Below are 22,906 nucleotides of genomic sequence, written 5' to 3' on the forward strand. Positions count from 1 at the left end.
GTCTGGTTGCATAGGGCTGCATGAACGCCATACTCACGAGCGTCATCGCCGTTCTCGGCACGCTGTTGGGGTCGACGGTGACGCATGTGTTCCAGCAGCGGTCGGCGCGGCGCATGGAGCAGAGTGCTCGCGAGGAACGGCTGCGCCAGGAGCGGCTGGACGTCTTCGGCTCGTACGCCGGTCTTCTCGTCGACTTCCGCCAGGCCATGCTGCACCACTGGTTCTGCGTGCATGAGGGTCGCGACGCCGACGACGAAGTCACCCTGCGTGGACGGTCGTTCGAGCTGCGCTCCCGTACTCAGCACGCCTTGTTCCAACTCCAGCTGATCACCGTTCAGCCCGAACTGCTCGGTGTCGCCGTCGACGCGTTCACGGCGATCGGCACCCTCAATGACGCGGAGGACCGCGACGACATCGTCGCCCGCCGGAACGCCACCCGGGAGTTGATCGACACCTTCGTCAGGACGGCCCGCCGCCACCTCTAGGAAACCGCCCCCTGCTGGTCGTTGTGGGTGCGGACCGCGTCGAGGTAGGCGGCGACCGCGTCCCTGTTGCGGATCAGGCAGTCGATGCGGTCGGTCATGCGGTCGCGTTCCTGTTCCAGGGTGGCGAGCATGTCGGGTGTCGCGTCGGCGAAGACGATGGAGCGTGGCTTGTCGAGGCAGGGAAGGATCTGCTTGATGATGCGGGTCGGCAGCCCGGCGTCGAGCAGCCCCCTGATCTGGAGGACCCGGTCCACCAGCCGCTCGTCGTAGGCGCGGTAGCCGTTCGCGCAGCGCTGGGAGATGATCAGGCCCTGCTCCTCGTAGTACCGCAACAGTCGGCGGGACGTGGCTGTCCGCTCGGACAACTCCCCGATCCGCATGTGCTCCACCTCACATCTCACCGGTTTGACCTTCACATAGGTGTGAGGGTTTGAGCATACGTGCCATGCCAACGCAGAGCGTGAACCCCGCAGTTGACACCCCCGTACCGGCACAGAGCGACAAGCTCCCGATGGCGGCGCTCCTCGCGCTGGCCACGGCCGTCTTCGTCACCTGCCTGACCGAGACGCTTCCCGCGGGCGTCCTGCCCGCGATGAGTTCCGACCTCGGCGTCCCGGAGTCCGCGACCGGGCAGACGGTCACCGTCTACGCGATCGGGACCGCCCTGACGGCGATTCCGCTCGCCGCCGCGACAGCGGCATGGCGGCGCAAGCGGCTGCTGCTGACGGCCATGGGCGTGTTCGCCGTCGCCAATACGGTCACGGCGCTGTCGTCGCACTACCCCCTCACCCTGGCGGCCCGGTTCGTGGCCGGTGTGGCCGGGGGCCTCGCCTGGGCGCTCCTTGCCGGGTATGCCCGCCGCATGGCGCCGGTTCACCTCCAGGGCAAGGCCGTCGCCGTCGCCATGGCGGGCATCCCGGTCGCCCTGTCGCTGGGCGTGCCCGCCGGAACCTTCGTCGGCAGGACACTGGGCTGGCGGGTGGCCTTCCTGATCATGACCGGGCTCACCCTGGTCCTGCTCGCGTGGATCACCGGGGCGGTCCCGGACTTCCCGGGGCGGCGGCCCGAGGGCAGGCCCAAGGTGCTGCGGGCCCTGCGCGTGCCGGGGGTGCCGCCCGTCCTGTTCGTCACGCTGGTCTTCGTCCTGGGCCACACCGTCCTCTACTCGTACATCGCCGCCTTCCTCGACCACGTCGGCATGGCCCGGTCCACCGACCTGGTGCTGCTGGTCTTCGGCGCCGCGTCGCTGGTGGGCATCTGGTGCGTGGCCGCCCACATCGAGCGGCGGCTGCGTCTCCTCACCCTGGGCAGCACGCTCCTCGTCGGCACGGGCGCCGCGGCCCTGGCCGTACCGGCCGACAGCCCCGCGCTCGTGTACGTCGCGGTCCTGCTGTGGGGCCTCGGCTGGGGCGGTGTGCCGACCCTCCTGCAAACCGCCGTCGCCGATGCCGGAGGCGAATCGGCCGACGCCGCCCAGGCCGCGCTCGTGACGCTGTGGAACGCGGCCATGGCGGGCGGAGGAATCGCCGGCGGCATCCTCCTCGACACCCTCGGCGCCACCTCCTTCCCGTGGACCGTAGTGGCGCTCCTGGTGCCGGTACTGGCCGTCGTCATCGCTGCTCGCGCCCACGGCTTCCCCGCCGACAGGAGGTGAGGCCGGCATCGGGCGGGCGGGGCACGCGCCGTCAGGCTCTACGGTGTGTCTCCCGTCGCCCATCGGGGCCGATCCCGTCCTAGGAGAAGGAGCCGAAGCGCCCGTGAACGACCCGTCCGACACCCTTCCACCGCCGTCCGAGCCCTCGTTCCGGCTCCTGCCCGGGGATCCGCTGTCCCCTGTGATCCTTCATGTGCCGCACTCCTCGCGGGTGATCCCGGCCCCGGTGCGTGAGGGCATCGTGCTGGACGACGACACGCTCAGGCGCGAACTCGACCACATCACCGACGCGCACACCGCCGAACTGGCCGCGTCGGCGGCCCACTCGGCGCCGGTCACACCCTGGCGCTTCGTCAACACACTGTCCCGTCTGGTGGTCGACCCCGAACGCTTCCCCGACGAGCGTGAGGAGATGCTCGCCGCCGGCATGGGCGCCGTGTACACCCGCACCACGCACCGCGAGCCCCTGCGCCCGGACGGCATGGATCCGGCGCCGCTGATCGACCGGTACTTCACCCCGTACGCGCGGGCGATGACAGATGCGGTCGCCGACCGGCTGGCCACCACCGGGCGCGCCGTCGTCGTGGACGTGCACTCGTATCCGACACGGCCGCTCCCCTATGAACTGCACGGCGACGGACCGCGGCCCCCGGTCTGCCTGGGCACCGACGCCTTCCACACCCCGCCCGGTCTGCTCGCGGCGGCGCGCACCGCCTTCGAGGGCTTCGGGGGCACGGGGATCGACAGCCCGTTCGCCGGTACGTATGTCCCGCTGGAGTTCTACGGACGGGACGCCCGGGTGAGTGCGCTGATGATCGAGATCCGCCGGGACCGCTACATGACGGAGCCCGGCGGCCCGGCCGGACCCGGACTCGACCACCTGGCCGCCGCGCTGGCGGAACTGGTCGACACCGTGTCCGGCCCTGACGAGTGACCCCTCACTCATGGGGTGGGACCGGCAAGTTCGCGGTCGGCCCGCGGGGAGGCTCTACACTCGCCCGGTGCCCAAGGACATTCCCCCCGACCTCGTAGTGGCCGACTTCGACCCCGCGTGGACCGCGCAGGGTCAGGCCCTGACCGCCGACCTGTACGACCTGCTCAGTCCGCTCGCGCTGCACGTCGAACACATCGGCAGTACGGCGGTGCCCGGCATGGCGGCGAAGCCCGTCTTCGACCTCCAGGCCGGCGTCCGCGACCTCCAGGAGGCGCAGGACGCCTTCGTCCGACCGCTGGCCGACCGTGGTTTCGAGCTGACGCCGTACCGTCAGGACCATGTCCCGGCCGGCAGTGACGACGACCCGGCCCGCTGGACGAAGCGGCTGTGGGTCCGGCGCGGGCACCGGGAGCCGGACGTCAACCTCCATGTACGGGTGACCGGTTCCCCCAATGAACGGCTCGCCCTCCTCTTCCGCGACTGGCTGCGCGCCCACCCGGACGCGGTTCCGGCGTACGCCGCGTTCAAACAAGTACTGGCCGGGGCCGTGCCCGATCTCGCGACGTACGCCGATGTCAAGGACCCCGTGGTCGACCTCGTGGTCGCCGTCGCCGAACCCTGGGCGCGGGCCACGGGCTGGCGGGCGGCCGACACGATGACGCCACGGACCTCGTCACGGCCTGCCTGACACCGTAGGACACCCCTGTACGCGCTTGCCTGTACGCGCATGCCTACCGGGGCGCGTCCGTACGGGCGATCCAGGCGACCCACTGCGACACCGCATTGGTGGCGTAGCAGCCGGGAGGCAGGAAGAGCGCGATCTCGCAGGCGTACCGTCCCGGGGTGTCGCTGTCCTCGCTCGTGCGGTCCACCCGGACACGGGTCTGTACGACCGTCCGGCGCAGGCCCTGGGTGCGCCGGATCTGCCCGTCCGACCAGCGGTAGCGGTCGTAGGGCAGTGACGTCGCCTTCTGGAGGAGGGCCAGCACGTCGTCGCCGTGGGTCGTGAAGAGGTACGGAATGCCTTCCCGGAACGTCTCGTCGAGCGGGTGGCTGCTCACCTCCCCGAGGAGCGCGGCCAGTTGGCCGTTCCAGAGGTGCGAGGCGTGCGCGCACAGGTAGAAGGCGCGGACCCGGGGGTCGATCCGGTCGAAGAAGTCCTCGGCCCCTCCGGTGAAGAGACGGGCCTGTTCCGCTTCCGAGGACCGGGACTCCCGCACGAGGGCGAGGGCAGTCCCGTAGTCCTTTTCGAGAAGGGCGCCGCCGATCCGGTGGGTGGTCCTGGGGCCGCCGGCCACGCCGAATCGCTGGGTGTCGTAGTAGTTGACGAAGAACAGGTTCTCGGCGCTCTCGCCGAGCGCGTCAAGGGCGGTGGCGAAACCGCTGCTCAATCCGCGCACGGTGATCCTGAACGCGTTGCCCTCCAAGTGCCCGGCGCTCAGGCCCAGATGGCCGTACCCGTGGACGGTGAGGCTCATCGCGCGTTCGCCGGAGGCGTGACGGGCGTTGAACTCGGTGACGGCCTCGGGAGCCAGTGCGCCCCGGCACGCGATGTGCTGTTCGGTGACGGCGTCCTCGTCCTTGAGTCCCGCCGTCGACAGGTCGGAGGCGGGAACACCGCAGAGGGCGGCTATCCGTTCGACCGCCTCGAAGGTGGTGTAGCCGCGCTTGCGTAACCGTAAGTACTGGTACGGGGCCTCCTGGCCGTCCTTACCGTACTGGCCGGTCTGATGGTCCTGAGCGGGCAGGACCAGGCTTTCCTGCACGACGAAGTCGGTGTCGTGGGCCTTGAGGACAGGGTGTTCCACGGGGTGTTCCATGGCTACTCCGTTCCTTCCGTTCGGGCGGATTTCCCCGGTCCGGGCCGGTCCGGGGCCGGGGTGAGGGCCGGTGGGTGCGCGGAGCCCCGCAGGAGGGACGCCGCCATGGCCGCGAGGCACAGGCAGAGCAGGGCCACCAGCGCCGTGCGGTAGGGGCCGACGAACGTGTCCGTCACGGCGTTCACGTCGAGGTCGGGCGAGCGGGTGTCCGAGCGGGTGTCCTGGCCTTCGCCGGACAGTCCGTGTCCGGCGACCAGCGCGAGCGTCACGACCGTACTGATCAGATAGCCGATGTTCTGGAGCAGCGACCGGACGCCGTTGGCGATTCCGCGCCGGTGCTCCGGCACCAGGGACAGGAGTTCGTCGGTGTTCGGCACCCCGAACAGGCCGGCGCCCGCGCCGGTCAGGAACAGGCCGAGACCGATGAGTGCGGGTGGCGCGGGCGGGCCGAGCGCCAGGGCCAGCAGCGCGATGCCCACCGCGGAGGTCGCCGTGCCCGCGCTGGCCACCAGCCGCGCGGGGCGGCGGGTGGACAGGTACCCCGCCAGCGGCGAGGTGAGCATGGAACCGACGGCCATGAGCATCACCTGAAAACCTGCGGACAGGGCGTCCAGGTGCTCAACCGTCTGAAGGTAGAGGGACATCACCAGGACGACGGAGAAGTACGACGTCGCCGTCAGGAAGGCGGCGAGCAGCGCCATCGCGCGGCGCCGGTCCCGGAACAGCCAGGAGTCCAGGAGGGGGTAGCGGCGACGGCTCTGGACGACGGGGAAGACGACGAGGGCGCACAGGGCCACCGTCGCGCTCAGTACGACGGTGCCGCTCGTCCACCCTCGCGGGCCGCCCTCGGTCAGGGCCAGCGCTCCGCCGCCCAGGAACAGGACCGACAGCGCGGCGCCCGCCAGGTCGAACCTCTCCGACGAGCCGGAGCGGCAGCCGGGGCGCAGGATGCGGGCCGCCCAGCCGAGCGCGACAAGTCCCGTCGCTCCGCTGACCCAGAAGATCCCCGACCAGCCCCATACGTTCGTGAGGGCGCCGCCGAGCAGGGGCCCGGCCGCCTGGGTCGACGAGATGAGTGTCGCGTTGACACCGAGGGCCCTGGGCAGCCGCTCGGGCGGGAACGAGTCGGCGAGCAGCGCCGTGGTGTTGGCGACGATGGCCGACGACCCCACGCCCTGGAGGAGCCGGCCGAGGATCAGGAACCGGGCGTCCGGGGCGAGGGCGCAGACGAGGCTGGCCCCGGCGAACACGGCGACCCCGGTGAGATACAGGCGCCGCCGTCCGAACAGGTCCGCGAGCCGGCCCCAGACCAGCAACAGGACGGTGCCGGACAGCAGATAGCTGAGCACGATCCAGTTGGCCTGCCCGGCGGATGCCTCGAAGTGCCGGGTGATGCTGGGCAGCGCGACGTCGAGGCCGCTGGTGTTGAGGCCGGTGAGCAGGGCGGTGATGGATGTCGCCGAGATGACGAGGCGGCCGTAGCGGCGGCTCTGCGCCGAGTCCTCGGCCGGGGCCGGGAGGACGGTCTCGTAGGTCTGACTCAAGGAAAGGAGCCCCGATCGGTCGTGGGAGTGTCCGACCGCCCGGAAGGCAAGGAGTGACGGGGTGTCAGCCAGGTGCTGTGCGGCGTTCTTCGGTGCCTGCCGCACGCGGCTCTCCCGCGCCCTTGCGGAATCGTCGTACCTCTCCGCCCATCCGTCACCCGTCCGCGCCGGGCGCCGCACCGCCCGGAGCGGTGTCGGCCACAGGGTCGACGAAGTGCAGCAGCAGGGTACGCCTGTCCTCTGCCGCGTCGGAGGAGACAGGGGTGACGGAGTGCCAGGATTCATCCGAACGGACCAGGAGCACCGAGGAGCCCTGCCGGGGCGCGACTTCGGCCCGCACGTCGTCGGGATCGGGGGACCCCAGGATGCGCAGGGTCCCCCGCCAGTGGGCCGGCCACACGGAGTTGAAGTACCACAGTTGGGTGACCACCTTGTCGGCCCGGTCGGTGTGCGGCGCGATCCAGTAGCCGGGGCCGTAGCGGACCGCCCGTGCTTCGACGAGGCAGCCGTCGAGCGGGCGGCCCGTCGCCTCGGCGACCGCCTCGCGGTAGTCGGACGCGGCCAGTTCGTCGACGAGAAGCTGCCACAGAGGGGTGAGGGCGGAGCGGCTGTCGGCGACCGGACGCCCCTGCGCGATGAGGGGGAGGTTGCGGGTGCGGTAGGTCTTGCCCGCGCCGCCGTCGGTCCGTTCGGTCAGCTCGAAACCGCGCGTCGGGAACTCCGCCTCCAGCCTGTGTGCGGTCCGGCCCTCCGCTCCGCGCAGGGTGTCGGGGAGTTCCGCCCAGTGATAGGGCCGCGCGGCGAGGTCTGCCCGCCGTAGCGCGGCGAGGTCGAGCACCGTGCCGGAGGAGCCGGACGCGAGTGTGTCCGCGCGCGGCGCGCCGTCGGTCATCGTGGATCGCCTCCTTCTGCGGGGAACTTCTCCTGGAGGCCCGGTAAGTCCGGGGGCGCGGTGGTGGTTCCGGGTGTGATGCGCGCGCCGATGGTGCGCAGTTTGTCCGGGAGCCGGGCATAGCCGCGGGCGAGGTGTTCCACGCCGAACAGCCGGTGCGGGGTGCCGACGGACAGGGCCGCGAGCAGCAGCGTGGCGGCGGCGCGCAGGTCCGGCCCCCACAAGGGGCCGGGCGCCGGGTGCAACCTGCCGGGGTGGATGCGCAGTTCCTGCCCGTCCACCGTGAGCCGTGCGCCCATGGAGCGCAGCCCGTGGACGTAGCCGAACCGCCCCGACCACACGGTCTCGACCAGGGTCGAGGGCGCCGAGGCCGCCAACAGGAGCAGCGCGAAGAGCGGTTGGGCGTCGCTGTACACGAGATGGGACGCGGCGACGACCCGGTCCGGGGCGAGCGGGCCCGCCGCCGGCCGGACACGCAGCAGGTCGCCGTCCCAGCTGAGCGGGGTACCGATCTGCCGCAGGTGGCGCAGCTCCGGGGCGAGTCCGTTCCGTACCACGTCGGGGCGCGTCAGCCGCAGGGTCAGCGCCCGGTCCAGCAGGACGCTCGCCGTGACGAAGGTGACGACCTCCAGCAGATCCGACGGCAGGACGACGGAGGCGCCGCCGATGGGGCCGTCCGCGCCCTGGATCTCGATGGCGTCCGGCGTCACGTCCACCGCTACGCCGGCCTGCGCGATGACCCGGGCGAGTTCCTGGGCGTCGGGCTTGGGATAGGGGTGTCTCAGGACGGTGGTGCCGCGGGCGGTGGCCGCCGTCAGCAGCGCGGTCTTGGTGGCCCCGGAGTAGTGGGGGCCGGTGGGCAGTCCGCGGTGCGGGTCGGGGGTCGAGAAGTCGGCGAGGTCGATCACGGCGCCCCGCAGGCCGCGTGGAGCTGTCGCGGTCAGCCCGGCGCCGTCCGTGTCGCACACGGCTCCGAAGCGCTCCAGTACTTGGGCGATGTGGGCGACCGGCCGGCCTCCCCCGCGCCCGTCGCCGATACGGCAGCCGCCGTGCGCCCCCGACTCGACCCGCCCGTTCCGGGCCAGCAGGACGGGCAGCAGATACGCGCCGCCGTGCACTTGGGCCGACTGGTCGGACGGGACCCGGTGGCCGGTCAGAGGGGCCGCGTCGATCCGTATCCGCTCCTCGGTCCCGTCGACGTCGACGCGTGCGCCGAGCACCCGCAGCATGCCCGCCAGTGCCTGTCGGTCGGTCAGGTCCGGTGCGTTGTACAGCTCCCAGGGCTGCTCCGACAGCCCGGCCGCGGCCATGCAGACCACCATGAGGTGCTTGAACCCGGACATCCGCAGCTCGTCGGAGAGCGGCGGTCCGGCCTCGATGTCCCAGTAGGGGACGTGTCCGGTCGGGGTGCGTGGGGGTGAGAGGGGGGTGGCGGTGTCGGGCGCGCCAGGGCGCGTGGAGGAGGTGATGGGTGAGGTCAGTCGCGGTTCCACATCTCCACCTGACACGTCAGCCGGAACTGCGGGGCGTGGGCGGCCACCGGGGCGACCGCGTGCCAGGAGCGCTCGGACCGGGCGAAGAGCACCGAGCGCCCGCCGCCCGGTACGACCGTGGCATAGGGACTCACGGACAGGTCGGGGCCCGTCCGTACCTCGAACTGGCCGCCGTGCTCCCCCGCCCAGTCGTCGTTGAGGTAGATGACATGGGTCGCACGCTTGCCCGCCTTGTCGGTGTGCGCGGAGATGCGGTCGCCGCCCTGGAAGACGAAGAGACCGATGTCCATGCTGGTGTCGGTGACATCGATGCCGATGGTCCGCTGCACCCAGGCCCGGTACGCGTCCGACTGGAGGTGGGCGACCAGTTCGTGCCACGTCCCCCCAACCTTCGCCATGCCGGGTTCGTGTGCGCCGCGATGGATCAGCGGGAGGACCGCCATCCGGTACGTCTTGTCGCCGTCGCCGGTGCGTTCGGCGGGGTGGAGATCCCCCGGTGCCGGCATCTCGTCGCGCAGGACACGGGTGGTCGGCTCCGCGATGACGGAGTGGACCACGGCCCACCGATACGGTTCGTCGTGCCGTTCCACCGGCGCGTTCAGGTCCAGCAAGAGCTTGTCCTTCCCGTCAGTGGTGCGGGGCGTGAGGGGCGGCGGTCGGGGCGGGTTCCTCGGGGGGCTGGGGCGCGCGGGCCCCGTACGAGACTTCGGGGGTGCCCTCGGAACCGGGGGCGCGGCTGCGGAGGATCTGGACCTCGGTGAACGCCTGCCGCTGTGCGGTCGCGATGTCCCAGACGATCTCGGCCACCCGGCCGGGGTCCATCATGGCGCCGAAGTCCAGGGCGAGTCCGGTGTGGAAGTCGGGTACGGCCAGGCCGCCGGGGTTGACCAGCGTGACCCGGTTCTCGGGGTGCGCGGCGATCATCTCGGGTACCAGGTTGCGGACGAAGGTGGCTTGCGCGGCTTTCAGCCCGCAGTACAGGGACTCCTGTTCTCGCCGCTTCCAGGAGGACGAGGACGCGATCGTGATCAGGTGGACGGGCCCTTCGGCGCCGGCCAGCAGCCGCCGCAGGAAGAGCACGGGGCCGGTGAACAGCAGCCGTGTCAGCTGCTCCACCTCGTACTCGGTGGTCTCCACGAGCGGCTTCTTCAGGAACGCCCCCGCCACCCAGAGCACGTAGCAGGGTCTGGGGACGTCCACGGAGGCGGTCCGTACGCTGTGCGGATCGCACAGGTCGAGGAATCGGGGCAGCAGGTCCTCGGTGTCGTCCAGTGACGCGGCGGTGCGTCCGTAGGCGACGGTCAGCAGTCCGCGCTCACGCGCGCCGAGCGCCAGCGCGCGGCCCAGACCGTGGGTGCCGCCGATCACCACGGCGCCCCGGTAGGGACGGGCGGCGGGCGGGGTGGCGGGGGGCGGGGGGCTCATAAGGGCTCCTGTCGCCTGGAGTTGGGGAGACGGGGAATGGCGAGTACGGGGGCGGAGGCCGGCGGGGTCGGGCGGGAGCGGTGGGACCCGTGAGCTTCTCCGTCCCGGAGGAAGAGGCAAGGATCCGGCCGCAGCGGCAGGTGCCGCCCCGGGCACTCCGGTCGCGGCTTTCTGGGTGTCCCACGGCTGACCTGTTCCTTGCCTCCACCGCCGGGCGGAGCGACGGGCGTGGTGCTCAGGGCCGGGCTTCGCGCTCTTCCCGGGTCAATCGGGGCGGTCGGGGCGGTCGGGTCGGTCGCGGATCGGTGAGCGTGGTGGCGAGGGCCGTCAGGTCTCCGGGGTCGGCCCCGGCGCTGATCAGCGCGGACCGGACGCTGCCGTGCCGCTGTCGCAGCTCGGCGAGCCAGGTCCGCATGATCACGGCCGGTGTGTCGAGGTGGATCAGATAGTCCTCGCGGGTCCAGTCGTGCGCCCGCCACTTGTGCTCGAAGCGGTCGAGCATCGGACGCAGCGCCGTACCACTGGCCGCGTAGTCGGCGGCGATCACGCCGTCGGGCGCTCCGGCCAGGGAGAGCAGGGCGGCGACCACCACGGCGGTGCGGTCCTTGCCCAGATGGCAGCAGACCAGGAAGGGTTCGCCGGCCGCGTCGGCCAGGGCGCCGAACAGTCCGGGGATGCCGCCGGTGGCGCTGTTCATGAGAATGGCGTGGTAGTAGCGGACGTAGTGGTCGGGGGTCGGCCGGGGGACGTGCACGATGTCACGCGGGTAGCCGGTCAGCGGAGTTCGGGCCCAGCGCACTCGGTGCGCGAGGAGTGCGGCCGGGCTGCCCGAGCGTTCCGTCTCGCCCCGCGACCGGAGATCGATCACGGTCCGGAGGCCATGGAGCCCCGCCAGTTCGGCGGCGGTGCGTGCGTCCATGGACCCCCCGGCGCCCGCGCGCCAGATGCGGCCGGGCACCACACCCGGGGGCGACACGGCACGGAGGTTGACCGCCTCGGGGACGAGCCGTGGGGTTTCCATCTGGCTGTGCCTCTCCAGGAAAGGTGTGTCAGGGGTAGAGGAAGTCGCGGTTCGCGGGCCGGAAGGCGCGTCGGCGGGTGAAGGCGGGGCCGGTAGGCGCCGTGGGGGGTGCCGCGGTGGGGCGGCGCAGCAGTTGCCCGGACACGATGTGCGCCGCCAGTTTGTGCGCCCACGTCTCGTGCCCGTCCTCGGCCGGGTGCCGTCCTTTCCACCCGGTACCGGACGCCCGCAGTACATCGGCCATGGACCCGTCGGCGTCGCCGAACCGATAGAAGCGTGACCGGTCCACCATCCTCGTGCCGCCGCGCTCGGCGAGGCCGGCCCGCCCGAGGGTGTCGAAGGAGCTTTCGATGGCGTCGAAGAACAGGTAGGGAATCCGGTGCAGACTCAGGAACGACTGGAGGGACAGCAGTTGCGTGCTGAGCCGGGCTCCGCACTCCCGGTCGTTCCAGGCCACCTCACGGTAGACATCGGTCAGTTTCTGGACGTCCGGATGCTGCTGCGGCTGGTACGGAATGACCTGCCGGAACTCGCCGTCCACGTAGAACTCGCGGCGCATCGCCCCCGACCAGCCGATGACGACCAGCAGATGGCCGTTTTCCGCCGTCTCACCATGCTCGGCCAGCCAATCGATGGTGGTCCGTACGATCCGGTCGTTGGAGCCGGAGATCACCGCGTCATTGACCACACGATCGGCGTCCAGGAAGTCACCGAGCCTGGCCGGCCAGGAATGATCCTCCCTATACCGCTGGAGAGCGGGGTCCTGGTCAATATCATCCACCAACTCGGCACCGTACGTCATGGAGCAGCCGTTCGCGTACACAAGCATCAATTACCTCCAGCACCACACATGGAAGTAGCGCGACAACCTGCCGCCGGCTGACTCGGATTGAAGCACTGCGCTGTTCCGGACGGCAACCGCAGGCAAGTAAGGACCGCATCCGCTTCTCGATGCTTTCAGCCATACGTGGAGACATCAGGGCGGATCCCTCTCCCTGCGCCTGCCGCCTGACCTGAACTTTTCACCTCGCGCCATTCCGCTCGGCCACCGAGAATGAGTCGATCGGCCAGGGAGCACCATTGCGGAGGTGGCACGGCGGAGGTAGAACACATCCTGTGCTAGGTACATCCTCTCTGCCTCGCCAGGTCGATTTCCCGCGTCGGGAATTCCGATCTTGTGGATAGCCGCCATCGCACTGACCGCGCGATCTGCCTCCCCGTCGAGCGGCGCCCGTCGTGGGCGATACCGCCCGGCGGACCCGTGAACCGCAGGTCCGACCCGTCGACACCAGGGATCCCACATGACCGACGTGCTGTTGATCTGGCCGCCCCACGTACCGAGTTACTTCAACGCAGGTCACCACAGCCCGCTGTACATGGTGGCCGGACATCTGCGCCTCCAGCCCTCGACAGGGCGCGTCGAAAGCTGTGAGGCCGGCACCTTGAGCATGAACTGGAAGGGTGTCGGAGACCTGCTCTATCAGGGCCGATATGACGTCATCGCGGTGATGAACGATTTCGACGCGGTGGATGGCCTGGAGCGATTCACCGAGTACGCGCGCGGGCTTTCCCCGCACAGTCGGCTGATCACTTTCGGTCGGCTCTCCAGCCTCAATCCCGGGTTTTTCCGCCAGTTCGACCTGGATGCGGTCGTACAGTCCGGGGACTACGAGTGCGGAGTCGCCGCGTACGTGAACGCGCTCGCGCAATCCGGTCCTGAAAACGCCCTCCTGGCCGGATTACCCGGCGTCGCGGTACGGCACGGCGACGGTTGGATCGAGCCTGTCGGCCACGGCGCCCGGCTCGATCCCGAACAGTGGGTTCTCCCCGACATCGACGAGATTCCCTACCAGGACTACGATCGCTTCTACGCCAAGGACGAGCACAAATTCTGCGGGATTCCGTTCCGGCGTGAACTGGTCGTTCCAGCGGCCCGGGGATGCCCGGTGGGCTGCGAGTTCTGCGAAGTCCCGGAGATCTTCGGGCTGCGCGAGCGCCGTATGCCGGTGGACGCCGTCATCGACTACATCCGGGACAGTTACGACCGTCACCCCTTCGAATACGTGGCCTTCTACGCGCCCACCTTCACGCTCGACCGGCGCTGGGTCCGGGAGTTGTGCGAACGGTTCATCGAGGGCCCTGTCTCACCGCGGTGGAAGTGCGCGACCACCATCCACCACCTCGGCGAGGAATTGGTGGCGCTGATGGGCCGGGCCGGGTGTGTCCGTATCTCGGTGGGGCTGGAGACGCTGGAGGCGGAGGGCCAGGGCGGGCTGCCCCGGAGCAAACGCACCGAGGTGCGGAGGTTCCGTGCGCTGGCCGAGTGGTGCGACGCGGCCGGGATCGAGCTGAACGCCTTCATCATCGTCGGGCTGCCCGGCACCTCCACCGAGGGCACGGCACGCACCCTCGAACTGGCCCGTTCGGTCGGCGCCCGGGTCCGCCCGACCATGTACACCCCGTTCCACGAGATGACCGCCGACATGACGACTCATCAAGTAGCCCGCTTCAACCGCCAGTTGATCTCCGGCGAGCCAGAAGTAAAGCCGGAAGAGGGGCAGGAAGAGGGCCGGGCCTCCGACACAACCCCGCCGCGCCCGGAGGCAGACGCCCGCTACGCCTTCCTCTTCGGGCGGGAGGACCACCTCACCAGCGTCCACGAGCGCATCCCGCAGCGAACCGCCCGGTGACCGGCCCGGAGGACCAGGCGTCCGGTCCCGTCCGCACCGCCGACCTCGACGGCTTCCGCTTCCCGCTCGGCACCGAAACCCTCGGCCTGACCTGGCAGCCCCGCGAGCGCCGCCCCGGCGCCCTCAACCTCAAGAGCTGCGAACTCCAGCACCCCTGGAGCGACCAGTTGGTCGGGAACGAACTGGCCGCCCTCACCCTGGCGGACACCCTCGCGTACCCCTTCCAGGACCGGGCCCTTGACGCACTCCGCGTTTACCACGGCCTCGAAACCACCCGCATCCTGCTCACCGCCGGCTCCGACAACGGCATCGGCCTCGTCGTGGACGCGCTCGTCCGCCCGGTGGGTCGGCTGCTCCTCCAGGAACCCGCCTTCGAGGCATGGCGCCACTACGCGTCGCTGCGGCGGGTCCGGGTGACCGGAGTCCCCGGTGTCGTCGGCTCGCCGCCCGTGGCCGACCCGGAGCCGCTGCTCGACGCAATGCGGAGCGCGCCGGGCCCGTGCGTGGCGGCAGTCACCAATCCGGGCAGCCCCAGCGGGCTGCTGTTCGCGGCGTCGGCCATGCGGAGGTTCGCCGAGACCGCCGGGGCGCTGGGCCATCTGCTGGTGATCGACGAGGCGTACGGGGACTTCGTCCAGGTCTCCCACGCGGCGCTGGTCGCGGAGTTCCCCCATGTGGTCGTGGTGCACTCCTACTCGAAGGCGTTCGCGCTCGCCGGACTGCGTGTCGCCGCGCTGCTGCTCCACCCGGATCTCCGCGAGCACGTCGGCCGTTTCCGCGCCGAGAACGCGGTCGGTGCCCCCGGTGTCGCCCTGCTGGAGCGTCTGGCACCGCAGGGCGAGCGCTGGCGGGACATCTGGCGGGACGTCCGTGCCGTACGGGAGGAGTTCGTGGACCGGGTGCTGGCCACTCACCCGGAGTGGCGTGTGCTCCAGCCCGGCGCCAACTTCGCCACCTTCTGGTCGCCCGACCCCGCCACCGCGGACGCGGCACGGGACCACTTGGCCGCCCATCGCGTCCGTATCCGCTCCCTGTCCGACATGCCCGGCCTGCGCGGCTGTTTCCGGGTGTCCCTCGCGGACCGGCCGCGGATGGCGCGCGTCGCGCGGCTCCTCGACGCGGTGACCGACCGCCCGGCCGACCGCCGTGCCGGCGTCGCCGCAGCCCCGGCGACCGCGACGTCGCCCACCACTGGAGGTGGCGCCCCATGACGCACATCCTCGGCCTGTCCTGCCGTGGTCACGACGCGGCGGTCGCCGCGGTACGCGACGGCGAACTCGTCTTCGCGACGCACTGCGAGCGCTACAGCCGACGCAAGAACGACGCCGCGCTGTCCGCCGACGCGCTCACGGCGGCCCTCGCCCACCTTGACCGCGTCGACGAAGTCGTCCATTACGAACGCCCCCTCCTCAAGCGCACCCGGCAGCTCCGCTCCGGACAACTGGGTCTGGCGGCCGACCCGGTGGGGCTGCGCTCCTATCTGCGCCGCTTTCCCCAACTGCGTGGAGCGCGCATACGCAGCGTCGGCCACCACCACTCACACGCGGCCGGCGGCTACTACACCTCCGGGCTGCCCGAGGCCGCCGTTGTCGTCGTGGACGGCATCGGTGAGTGGAACACGGTCTCGCTGTGGCGTGGACGCGGTGACCGTCTCGACCGGGTGGCCACGGTCAACTACCCGCACAGCATCGGCCTGTTGTACTCCGCCTTCACGCAGCGCGCGGGCTTCAAGCCCAACGAGGAGGAGTACATCATGATGGGCCTGGCGGCCTACGGCACACCGGACTTGGCCGACGTCATCTGGAAGGACTTCGTCCGCCGGGCGGACTGGCCGCACTTCCGCCTCTCCCGCTCGGTGCACCGCGGCATCGCCGACTGGCGGCCCGAACTGACCGACCCGGCCACGCTCGCCGCGAGCGCCCAGGAGGTCACCGAACGGCTGCTGGACGGCTTGTTCGCCTGGGCGGCCAAGGAGACGGGCTCCCGCAATCTGGTCTTCTCCGGCGGGACCGCCCTCAACTGCGCCTACAACGCCCGCCTGGCCCGCTCCGGCCTCTTCGACACCATCTGGATCATGCCGAGCCCCGGGGACGCGGGCAGCTCGGTCGGCTCGGCCCTCGCCCACCTCGGGCGGCACATCCGGTGGCCGGGGCCGTATCTCGGCCACGACATCGAGGGGCAGCCCGATCCCGAGGACGCCCTCAAACGGCTCGTCCGTGGCGATGTCCTGGCCGTGGCGCACGGCCGGGCCGAGTTCGGCCCCCGGGCGCTGGGCAACCGGAGTCTGCTCGCCGATCCCCGTCCGGCCACGGCCAAGCGCCGGGTGAACGAGATCAAACGGCGTGAGCCGTTCCGGCCGTTCGCACCCATCGTCCTGGAGGAACACGCCCACACCTGGTTCGATCTGCCCGTACCGACCAGTCCCTACATGCAGTTCGTCGGGACGGCGCGGGATCCCGGGGCCCATCTGGCCGTCTGCCACGTCGACGGCACCAGCCGGGTGCAGACCGTCAACGAGCGGCAGAATCCGTTCCTCCACGCCTTGCTTCGGCGTTTCCACGAGGAGACGGGCTGTCCGATGCTGCTCAACACGAGCCTCAACATCAAGGGCGAGCCGCTGGTGAACACCGCGGAGGACGCGGCGCGGTTCGGGAAGCTCCATGGCATCCCCGTTCTGTGACCCGCCGCTCGGGCGGGCGCCCTGGCGGGTCGCCGTGCTCGGCAGCCCCGGCAGCGGCAAGACGTCCTTCTGCCATCTGCTGGCCTCGTCGACCGGCCTGCCGCTCTACCACCTCGACGACTTCTACTGGTCGGCCGGCTGGTCGCGCCCGGACGACGACGAGTGGAACCGCCACGTCCACGCGCTGTGCGCCCTGCCGCGATGGATAGCCGACGGCAACTACGCCGGCAGCGCCGAACCGCGCGTCCGCGCCGCCGACCTCGTCGTGCTCTTCGACCGCCACCCCCTGCTGTGCGCGGCGGCGCTGGCACGGCGGAGCCTGCGCCTTCGGCGCGCGGCCCGCGACCGTCCGGCGCCCCGGTGGGCATCGCCACCTGCCGGACGCGGGCGGCGACGGCCGGCCGGGGCCGGGCGGCCGGAGTACGTGCCACGGCGGCTCCGGGAGTCCGGCGATCCGCCGGTGCTCAGCGTGGCAGCGCTGCTCCGCAAGGCGCTGCTCTTCCGGCGCCGCGACCTGGTCGTCATCGACGCGGCCCTGCGCGGTGCCGACACCCCGGTACTCCGCTGCCGCACCCGGCGCCAGGCCGCCGCCCTGCTCGCCGTGCTGGCCGGGCCGCCCGGCGAGCGGCCGTCACCCGACGAGCGGCCGTCGTCCGGAGCCGACCGCGTCGCCGCGGCGGCGGCTCCACGGGCGACGGGCGCTCCGCCACCGGACCGCCCGTTCCCGGATCACCCCCCGCCGGGCGGAGCGACCCCGCCCGGTCCCGTCCGGCCCTGCACCTGCCCGGCCGTCGCCCCCGCGACGCCCCTCTGGAGGCACACATGACCCTCGCGTGGAGGACCACATGACCCTCGCGCCCACCTCGGCCACGGGTCGGCCCGACCGCCCGGAGCAGCCGCGCGGACTCGCCGAGATCGCCGACATCGTGACCCCCTTCGCGGTACGTGCGGCGGCCACCCTCCGCCTCGCCGACCACATCGCCGCCGGACACACCCGGCTCCCCGACCTGGCCGAGGCAGCAGGAGCCGACCCGCGTGCGCTCGTACGGCTGCTGCGCTTCCTCATCTGCCGGGACATCTTCGCCGAGCCGGAACCCGGCACCTTCGCACTCACCGAACTGGCCACGGAACTGCTCGCCGATCACCCGGCCAACCTGCGGCAGTGGCTGGACGCCGACGAGGTGGCAGGGCGGCTCGACACCACCTTTCCGCACCTGGTGGACGCGGTCCGCTCCGGAACCTCCGTCTACGAGAAGGTCCACGGAGCCCCGTTCTGGAAGGACCTCGCCGCGTCGCCCGCGCGAACCGAGTCGTTCGACCGGCTGATGTCCCAGGTGTCCCAGTCCACGAGGGGGATCGGGACCGCGTACGACTGGTCGGACGTGCGGCACGTGATGGATGTCGGCGGGGGCACCGGAGCCCTGCTCCAGGAGATCCTCACCGCGCACCCGCACCTGCGCGGCACTGTCGCCGACCAGGCCGCATCCGTGGCCGAGGCCCGCCGCTGCCTCGCCCACCAGGGGCTCCGCGAGCGGGCCGACGCGGTGGTCTGCGACATGTTCGACCGTCTCCCGCCCGGTGCGGACACCTGCCTCCTCTCCCGTGTGCTGGCCGACTGGGACGACGAGAGCGCCGTACGGATCCTGCGTACCTGCGCCGCCGCCGTCCCCGAGGGCGGCCGGGTGCTGATCGCCGAGCGCGTGTTCCGGGACGGACCGGCCGCCGCCGATGACCTCTCCGAGATCCGCCGGCTGACCTCCCACGATCTGCGCATGCTGGTCCTCCTGGGCGGCAGAAAACGTGCGGAGTCCGACTACGCGGGCCTCGCCGAACGGGCCGGACTCGCCTTCGCCACGTCCCAGCGCCTGCCCGGGGGCGCCACGGTGATGGAGTTCCGCCGCACGGCGGGCAGCCCCGAGCGGAGGGAGGCGCCGTAGCGGTGGCCTGCTGAACGTTGCCCTTCTCGCGGGCTCCCTCGCGGCTACGTATGCCGGTCATCACGTACGGTCGAGGCAGGAGGTGCCTTCGTTGATCGACGAGCTGGACCGCAGCATCATGCAGACCCTCACCCGTGACGGCCGTACGCCCTACACGGTGCTCGCCCGGGAGCTGGGGGTCTCGGAGGCGACCGTGCGCCAGCGGGTGTCGCGGCTCCAGGACAGCGGCGCGCTGCGGATCGTCGCCCTGTGCAACCCGCTCACGCTCGGCCATCAATCAGTGCGGCTGATGATCAGGGTCCGCGACCTCACCCCGCGCGCGGTCGCCAAGAGCCTCGCGGGCATGCCGATGATCAACCATGTGGCGCTCTGCGCGGGCAGTCAGGACATCTTCCTCGAAGGCACCTGCCGGGACCAGGGCCAGTTGGTGCAGCTCCTCGACGAGATCCGTATGCTGCCCGGGGTGTCCAGGGTGCAGGTGCTGCTCCTCCTGGAGCTGTTCAAGGACTACTCCTGGGACGGTCTCGACAATGCCGTGGGCCAGGCCGTGACCGACCGCTGAGCGGCCGTACTCCGCCCGTCACCGAGAACCCGTACGCCACCCGCCGCCCCCGTCACGGAGGCAGGATCCGCTCGTCCGGCCCGGCCGGGACCTCCCGGAACCCCGCCCACAGATAGCTGTCCTTCACCACGTCGAGGACGGTCAGCGCCTCGGCGTGGGCCACCCCGTTCACCCGCCGCACCCGCTCGGTGAGCAGTTCGGACAGGTGCTCAAGGTCGCGGCAGCGTACATCCGCGATCAGGTCGTAGGGGCCGACGCAGGACGCCACGTAACGGACCTCGGGCATCCGGGACAGCTCCCGGGCGACCAGGGCCACGGGGATGTGTTGCACGCGCACCGCGAGGTGCACCTCCATCTCGCCCAGCCGTACGGCGTCCGTCATGCCCACCACCTGGATCGCTCCCCGGCGCTGCAACCGCTGGAAGCGGGAGCGCACCGAAGCCTCGGACAGGCCGATGGAGCGCCCGATCTCGCCGAAGGACCTCCGTCCGTCGACGCGCAACTGGTCGATGATCTTCCGGTCCAGGTCGTCGATCACACCGGCACCTCCGTTCCGTACTTCGTTCCGTACTTCGTTCCGCTGTTCCGTACATCTTCATCCTGCGTTATTGCGGGCCCATTGCGAGATCCGTGGAATTCGGACCCCGTTTCCACTGGATTCGATGTGGACCGCCCTGTTCACCGGCGCGCTCCGCAGCGGAAGCTATGCCTCACGGCACGACCGGGCGATCATCCGGACGTGCGCGACCGTTTCCGGAGGAGGCTCAGCGCATGCAGGCAGCACCATCTTCCGCCGTCCGGGGGCCTGGGTGACCGTCACCGCCGTGCCGGCGACCTCCACCCCCGCGCCGCCGAAGCCCCCGGCGCGCGCAGGCCGGCTGCGGGAGCGGGCGGTCACCTTCGCCCTCCTGGCCCCGGCCGGTGTCACCGTCGTGGCGCTGGTGCTCGTGCCGCTCGTCCTGGTGGTGCGCAACAGCTTCGCGACACCGGACGCCTACGGCGGCATCCAGGGCGGTTTCACCCTCGCCAACTACGGCGACCTGTTCGACCCGGTGTATCTGAAGGTCTTCGGCTACAGCCTGGGCATGGCCGCGCTGAACACGGTGGTCTGTCTGGCGCTCGGCTATGTGGTCTCGTACTACCTGGCGGGCCGGCCGCCCCGCCGTCAGGGGCTGCTGCTCCTGCTGATCATCGTGCCGTTCTGGACCGACTTCCTGGTGCGCACCTTCGCCTGGATCAACCTGCTCAGTCCGGGCGGACCGGTCAACGCGCTCACGGACGCCGTGGGGCTGACCTCCGGGCCGACGCAGTGGATCCCCAGCCAGGGCGCTTCCTTCGTGGGTCTCGTCTACGCCTTCCTGCCGACCGCGATCTTCCCGATCTACGCGACGCTGCGCGGCGTCGACCCCGCGCTCGGGGAGGCGGCGCGGGACCTGGGGTGCGGCTGGTGGCGCGTGCACACCAAGGTGCTGCTGCCGATGGTGCGGCCCGGACTGCTCGCCGCCGCGCTGCTCACCTTCATCCCGACGCTGGGCGTGTTCGTGATCCCGGTGCTGCTCGGCGGCGGCAAGAACCAGCTCGTCGGCAACCTGATCGTCACGCTGTACACCGAGTTCCGCAATCAGCCCATGGGCGCGGCGGCGTCCGTCGTCCTGCTGGTGCTGATGATCGTGTCGGTGGCGGTCCTGGGCAGCGCGGCCCGCCGACTGAGGAGGAAGACGTCATGAGCGCCCGTACCCGGCTCCCCGGGCGACTGCCCGACACCGTCACCGCCTGGCTGGCGCGGGGCGTCATCGTCTTCCTCTACATCCCGATCGTGGTCGTCGTGGTCCTGTCGTTCAACGACTCCGACGTGACCTACAAGTGGGCCGGGTTCAGCACCCGCTGGTACGGGGTGCTCGCCCAGGACACCGATCTGCTGTCCGCGCTGTGGGTGAGTGCCAAGGCGGGGATCATCTCGGCGACGCTGGCCACCGCCGGCGGGCTGTTCGCGGCGATGGGGATGGCCCGGCTCGGCGCGCGCGGCCGGGCGGTGTTCTCCGGGAGTCTGTTCCTGCCGCTGGTGATCCCGGAGATCGTGCTCGGTGTCGCCCTGCTGTCGGTGTTCGGGACGCTCAAGGCGACGCTGGGCCTGACCACGCTGGTCCTCGGCCACCTGGTGGTGACCCTGCCGTACGCGGCGCTGATCGTCCTCGGCGCGCACCGCGCCCTGGATCCCGCGCTCGACGAGGCCGCCGCCGACCTCGGCTGCGGTGCGTGGCAGCGGTTCCGGCTGGTCACCGTGCCGTTGCTGAAGCAGGCCCTGCTCGCGTCCTGGCTGCTGTGCTTCACGATCTCCTTCGGCAACATCGTGATGTCCACCTTCACCAGCGGCGTCGGCACCACGACCCTGCCGCTGCGCGTGTACTCGCTGCTCAAGACGGGGCTCACCCCGGAGATCAACGCCCTGGGCACCCTGCTCGTGCTGTTCACCTTCGTGATCATCCTGGGCGCCGGGCTGCGGCAGATGCGCCGTGTCCTGATCGGCGACAACCCCGAATGACCGCCCGGCCGCCCCACGGCCGACGGCACCGTCCCACCCGCACCGCACCGTCCCACCCGCACCGTGGCGTCCCCACCCGCACCGTCGCGCCGTACGTCCGTCCCGCCCGCGCACCTTCACCGGTACGTCCCTGAAAGGCTCGCCATGCCCCGTATCACCGTTTCGAGAACACTCCGGGCCGCCTCGGTGCTCACCGTGACCGCCCTGGCCGCCACCGCCTGCGGTGGCTCCGGCTCCACCTCTGCGGGCTCCTCCGGCGGCGGCAAGGACCTGCATGTCTACGCCTGGGCCGGGGAGATCCCCGACTCGGTGATCAAGGGGTTCGAGAAGGAGACCGGCATAAAGGTGACGGTCGACACCTTCGACAGCAACGAGACGATGTCCGCCAAGCTGAACTCCGGTTCGTCCGGTTACGACCTGGTGGAGCCCAGCCAGTACACCGTGCAGCAGCTCATCGGGCAGCAGCTCATCGAGCCGCTGGACCACACGAAGATCGAGGGCCTGGACAACCTGGCCGCCAAGTTCCGCGACCCGTCGTACGACAAGGGCAACAAGTACAGCGTCCCGTGGATCTGGGGGACCACCGGCTTCGCGTACAACGACAAGTGCATCAAGTCGGCGACGAGCTGGAAGACCCTGTTCGACGGCCAGTACAAGGGCAAGCTGTACATGCTCGACAACATGCTGGCCGCCTACATCGCCGGCCTCCAGGTCAGCGGGCACCGGGCCACCAGCACCGACAAGGCCGAGATCGCCGAGGCCACTTCCGCTCTGCAGAAGCAGAAGAAGATCCTCGCGGGCTACAACTCGACCAACTACCCGCAACTGCTGTCCACCGGGCAGGCGTGTGCGGCGGAGGCGTGGAGCGGCACCGCGATGGCGAAGGTCGTGCAGTCCAACGAGCATGTGCACTACGTCATCCCGGAGGAGGGCGGCTCGATCTGGACCGATGGTTTCGCCATACCGAAGGGTGCGAAGAACCTGACGTCGGCGTACGAGTTCATCAACTACACGCTGCGTCCCGAGGTCGCCGCGCTGGCCACCGACGACGGCTCGTCGGCGAGCACCAACCAGGCAGCGCGTGAGCACATCAAGGACAAGAAGGCGCTGGAGAACCCGGCGATCTACGCCTCGGACAGCGCCATCGAGAAGGCCGACTTCCTGCTCGACCCCGGCCCGGCGATGCAGTACTTCCAGCAGGGCTGGACGAAGGTCAAGGCGTCCTGA

The 22,906-nt window shown here is 70.8% G+C and carries 23 protein-coding genes; 13 read left to right on the top strand and 10 right to left on the bottom strand.

The genetic code is table 11. The annotated features are described in order from the left end of the window. Positions 1-20 precede the first annotated feature (20 nt). The gene (locus ACIQNU_RS18530) at positions 21-485 is read left to right on the top strand and encodes a hypothetical protein (protein ID WP_401367188.1); all 465 of its coding nucleotides are present in this window, start codon (positions 21-23) and stop codon (positions 483-485) included. Here the strand turns inward: ACIQNU_RS18530 and ACIQNU_RS18535 are convergent. Continuing rightward, complete coding sequence (locus tag ACIQNU_RS18535) at positions 482-865, bottom strand: MerR family transcriptional regulator (RefSeq protein ID WP_401367191.1); 384 nt, start codon at positions 863-865, stop codon at positions 482-484. The two genes, ACIQNU_RS18530 and ACIQNU_RS18535, sit on opposite strands and share 4 nt — an antisense overlap. A 65-nt stretch (positions 866-930) precedes the next feature. Here ACIQNU_RS18535 and ACIQNU_RS18540 point away from each other — a divergent pair, with 65 nt between their 5' ends. The 3 genes from ACIQNU_RS18540 (at position 931) to ACIQNU_RS18550 (ending at position 3,761) form a co-directional block, all read left to right on the top strand. Then, on the top strand, positions 931-2,139 hold the full coding sequence (locus ACIQNU_RS18540; protein WP_401367193.1) for an MFS transporter: 1,209 nt from the start codon (positions 931-933) through the stop codon (positions 2,137-2,139). A 103-nt stretch (positions 2,140-2,242) separates the two neighbouring features. After that, positions 2,243-3,073 carry an N-formylglutamate amidohydrolase gene (locus tag ACIQNU_RS18545; protein WP_401367196.1) on the top strand — a complete coding sequence of 277 codons (831 nt, stop codon included), beginning with the start codon at positions 2,243-2,245 and terminating at the stop codon, positions 3,071-3,073. A 67-nt stretch (positions 3,074-3,140) separates the two neighbouring features. Then, the gene (locus tag ACIQNU_RS18550; RefSeq protein WP_401367198.1) at positions 3,141-3,761 is read left to right on the top strand and encodes a GrpB family protein; all 621 of its coding nucleotides are present in this window, start codon (positions 3,141-3,143) and stop codon (positions 3,759-3,761) included. Between the two features lie 43 nt (positions 3,762-3,804). Here the strand turns inward: ACIQNU_RS18550 and truD are convergent, their stop codons facing one another. From truD to ACIQNU_RS18590, 8 genes are all read right to left on the bottom strand, one after another. Further along, positions 3,805-4,893: a tRNA pseudouridine(13) synthase TruD gene (truD, locus tag ACIQNU_RS18555; protein ID WP_401367201.1), complete on the bottom strand. Its 1,089-nt coding sequence runs from the start codon at positions 4,891-4,893 to the stop codon at positions 3,805-3,807. A gap of 2 nt (positions 4,894-4,895) precedes the next feature. Next, positions 4,896-6,437 (bottom strand): MFS transporter, encoded by a 1,542-nt coding sequence (locus ACIQNU_RS18560; RefSeq protein ID WP_401367204.1) that lies wholly within the window; start codon positions 6,435-6,437, stop codon positions 4,896-4,898. A 154-nt stretch (positions 6,438-6,591) separates the two neighbouring features. Continuing rightward, positions 6,592-7,329, bottom strand: a complete 738-nt coding sequence (locus tag ACIQNU_RS18565) for a 2OG-Fe(II) oxygenase (protein WP_401367206.1) — start codon at positions 7,327-7,329, stop codon at positions 6,592-6,594. Beyond that, entirely contained in the window at positions 7,326-8,822 is a 1,497-nt protein-coding gene (locus ACIQNU_RS18570; RefSeq protein ID WP_401367209.1) for a hypothetical protein, read from the bottom strand. The genes ACIQNU_RS18565 and ACIQNU_RS18570 overlap by 4 nt, the downstream gene beginning before the upstream one ends. After that, positions 8,807-9,433 carry a 2OG-Fe(II) oxygenase gene (locus ACIQNU_RS18575; RefSeq protein WP_401367212.1) on the bottom strand — a complete coding sequence of 209 codons (627 nt, stop codon included), beginning with the start codon at positions 9,431-9,433 and terminating at the stop codon, positions 8,807-8,809. The genes ACIQNU_RS18570 and ACIQNU_RS18575 overlap by 16 nt, the downstream gene beginning before the upstream one ends. A 16-nt stretch (positions 9,434-9,449) precedes the next feature. Beyond that, a complete protein-coding gene (locus ACIQNU_RS18580) occupies positions 9,450-10,247 on the bottom strand; it encodes an SDR family NAD(P)-dependent oxidoreductase (RefSeq protein ID WP_401367214.1) in 798 nt (265 codons plus the stop codon). A 235-nt stretch (positions 10,248-10,482) separates the two neighbouring features. Next, the gene (locus tag ACIQNU_RS18585; protein WP_401367216.1) at positions 10,483-11,268 is read right to left on the bottom strand and encodes a tyrosine-protein phosphatase; all 786 of its coding nucleotides are present in this window, start codon (positions 11,266-11,268) and stop codon (positions 10,483-10,485) included. A 28-nt stretch (positions 11,269-11,296) separates the two neighbouring features. Then, entirely contained in the window at positions 11,297-12,097 is an 801-nt protein-coding gene (locus tag ACIQNU_RS18590; protein ID WP_401367219.1) for a DUF6071 family protein, read from the bottom strand. Between the two features lie 472 nt (positions 12,098-12,569). On the opposite strand from ACIQNU_RS18590, the gene ACIQNU_RS18595 reads away from it, so the two are divergent. From ACIQNU_RS18595 to ACIQNU_RS18620, 6 genes are all read left to right on the top strand, one after another. Further along, positions 12,570-13,958, top strand: a complete 1,389-nt coding sequence (locus ACIQNU_RS18595) for a B12-binding domain-containing radical SAM protein (protein ID WP_401367222.1) — start codon at positions 12,570-12,572, stop codon at positions 13,956-13,958. Beyond that, on the top strand, positions 13,955-15,169 hold the full coding sequence (locus ACIQNU_RS18600) for an aminotransferase class I/II-fold pyridoxal phosphate-dependent enzyme (protein ID WP_401367224.1): 1,215 nt from the start codon (positions 13,955-13,957) through the stop codon (positions 15,167-15,169). The genes ACIQNU_RS18595 and ACIQNU_RS18600 overlap by 4 nt, the downstream gene beginning before the upstream one ends. Next, positions 15,166-16,638, top strand: a complete 1,473-nt coding sequence (locus ACIQNU_RS18605) for a carbamoyltransferase (RefSeq protein WP_401367227.1) — start codon at positions 15,166-15,168, stop codon at positions 16,636-16,638. Before ACIQNU_RS18600 ends, ACIQNU_RS18605 begins: the two co-directional genes overlap by 4 nt. Beyond that, the gene (locus ACIQNU_RS18610; protein ID WP_401367229.1) at positions 16,619-17,464 is read left to right on the top strand and encodes a hypothetical protein; all 846 of its coding nucleotides are present in this window, start codon (positions 16,619-16,621) and stop codon (positions 17,462-17,464) included. The genes ACIQNU_RS18605 and ACIQNU_RS18610 overlap by 20 nt, the downstream gene beginning before the upstream one ends. Positions 17,465-17,483: 19 nt before the next feature. Continuing rightward, entirely contained in the window at positions 17,484-18,575 is a 1,092-nt protein-coding gene (locus tag ACIQNU_RS18615) for a methyltransferase (protein ID WP_401367232.1), read from the top strand. A 91-nt stretch (positions 18,576-18,666) separates the two neighbouring features. Further along, complete coding sequence (locus ACIQNU_RS18620) at positions 18,667-19,137, top strand: Lrp/AsnC family transcriptional regulator (protein WP_401367235.1); 471 nt, start codon at positions 18,667-18,669, stop codon at positions 19,135-19,137. Positions 19,138-19,189: 52 nt separating this feature from the next. On the opposite strand, the gene ACIQNU_RS18625 is transcribed toward ACIQNU_RS18620, so the two are convergent. Continuing rightward, positions 19,190-19,675, bottom strand: a complete 486-nt coding sequence (locus tag ACIQNU_RS18625) for an Lrp/AsnC family transcriptional regulator (RefSeq protein WP_401367237.1) — start codon at positions 19,673-19,675, stop codon at positions 19,190-19,192. Between the two features lie 271 nt (positions 19,676-19,946). Here ACIQNU_RS18625 and ACIQNU_RS18630 point away from each other — a divergent pair, with 271 nt between their 5' ends. The 3 genes from ACIQNU_RS18630 to ACIQNU_RS18640 all read left to right on the top strand — a co-directional run bounded on the left by ACIQNU_RS18630 (position 19,947) and on the right by ACIQNU_RS18640 (position 22,906). Next, positions 19,947-20,864: an ABC transporter permease gene (locus ACIQNU_RS18630; RefSeq protein WP_401367240.1), complete on the top strand. Its 918-nt coding sequence runs from the start codon at positions 19,947-19,949 to the stop codon at positions 20,862-20,864. Continuing rightward, on the top strand, positions 20,861-21,679 hold the full coding sequence (locus ACIQNU_RS18635; protein WP_401367243.1) for an ABC transporter permease: 819 nt from the start codon (positions 20,861-20,863) through the stop codon (positions 21,677-21,679). The genes ACIQNU_RS18630 and ACIQNU_RS18635 overlap by 4 nt, the downstream gene beginning before the upstream one ends. Positions 21,680-21,874: 195 nt before the next feature. Beyond that, positions 21,875-22,906 carry a PotD/PotF family extracellular solute-binding protein gene (locus ACIQNU_RS18640; protein WP_401367246.1) on the top strand — a complete coding sequence of 344 codons (1,032 nt, stop codon included), beginning with the start codon at positions 21,875-21,877 and terminating at the stop codon, positions 22,904-22,906.

It is taken from the genome of Streptomyces sp. NPDC091292, from assembly GCF_044757265.1.
Classification (GTDB): Bacteria; Actinomycetota; Actinomycetes; order Streptomycetales; family Streptomycetaceae; genus Streptomyces.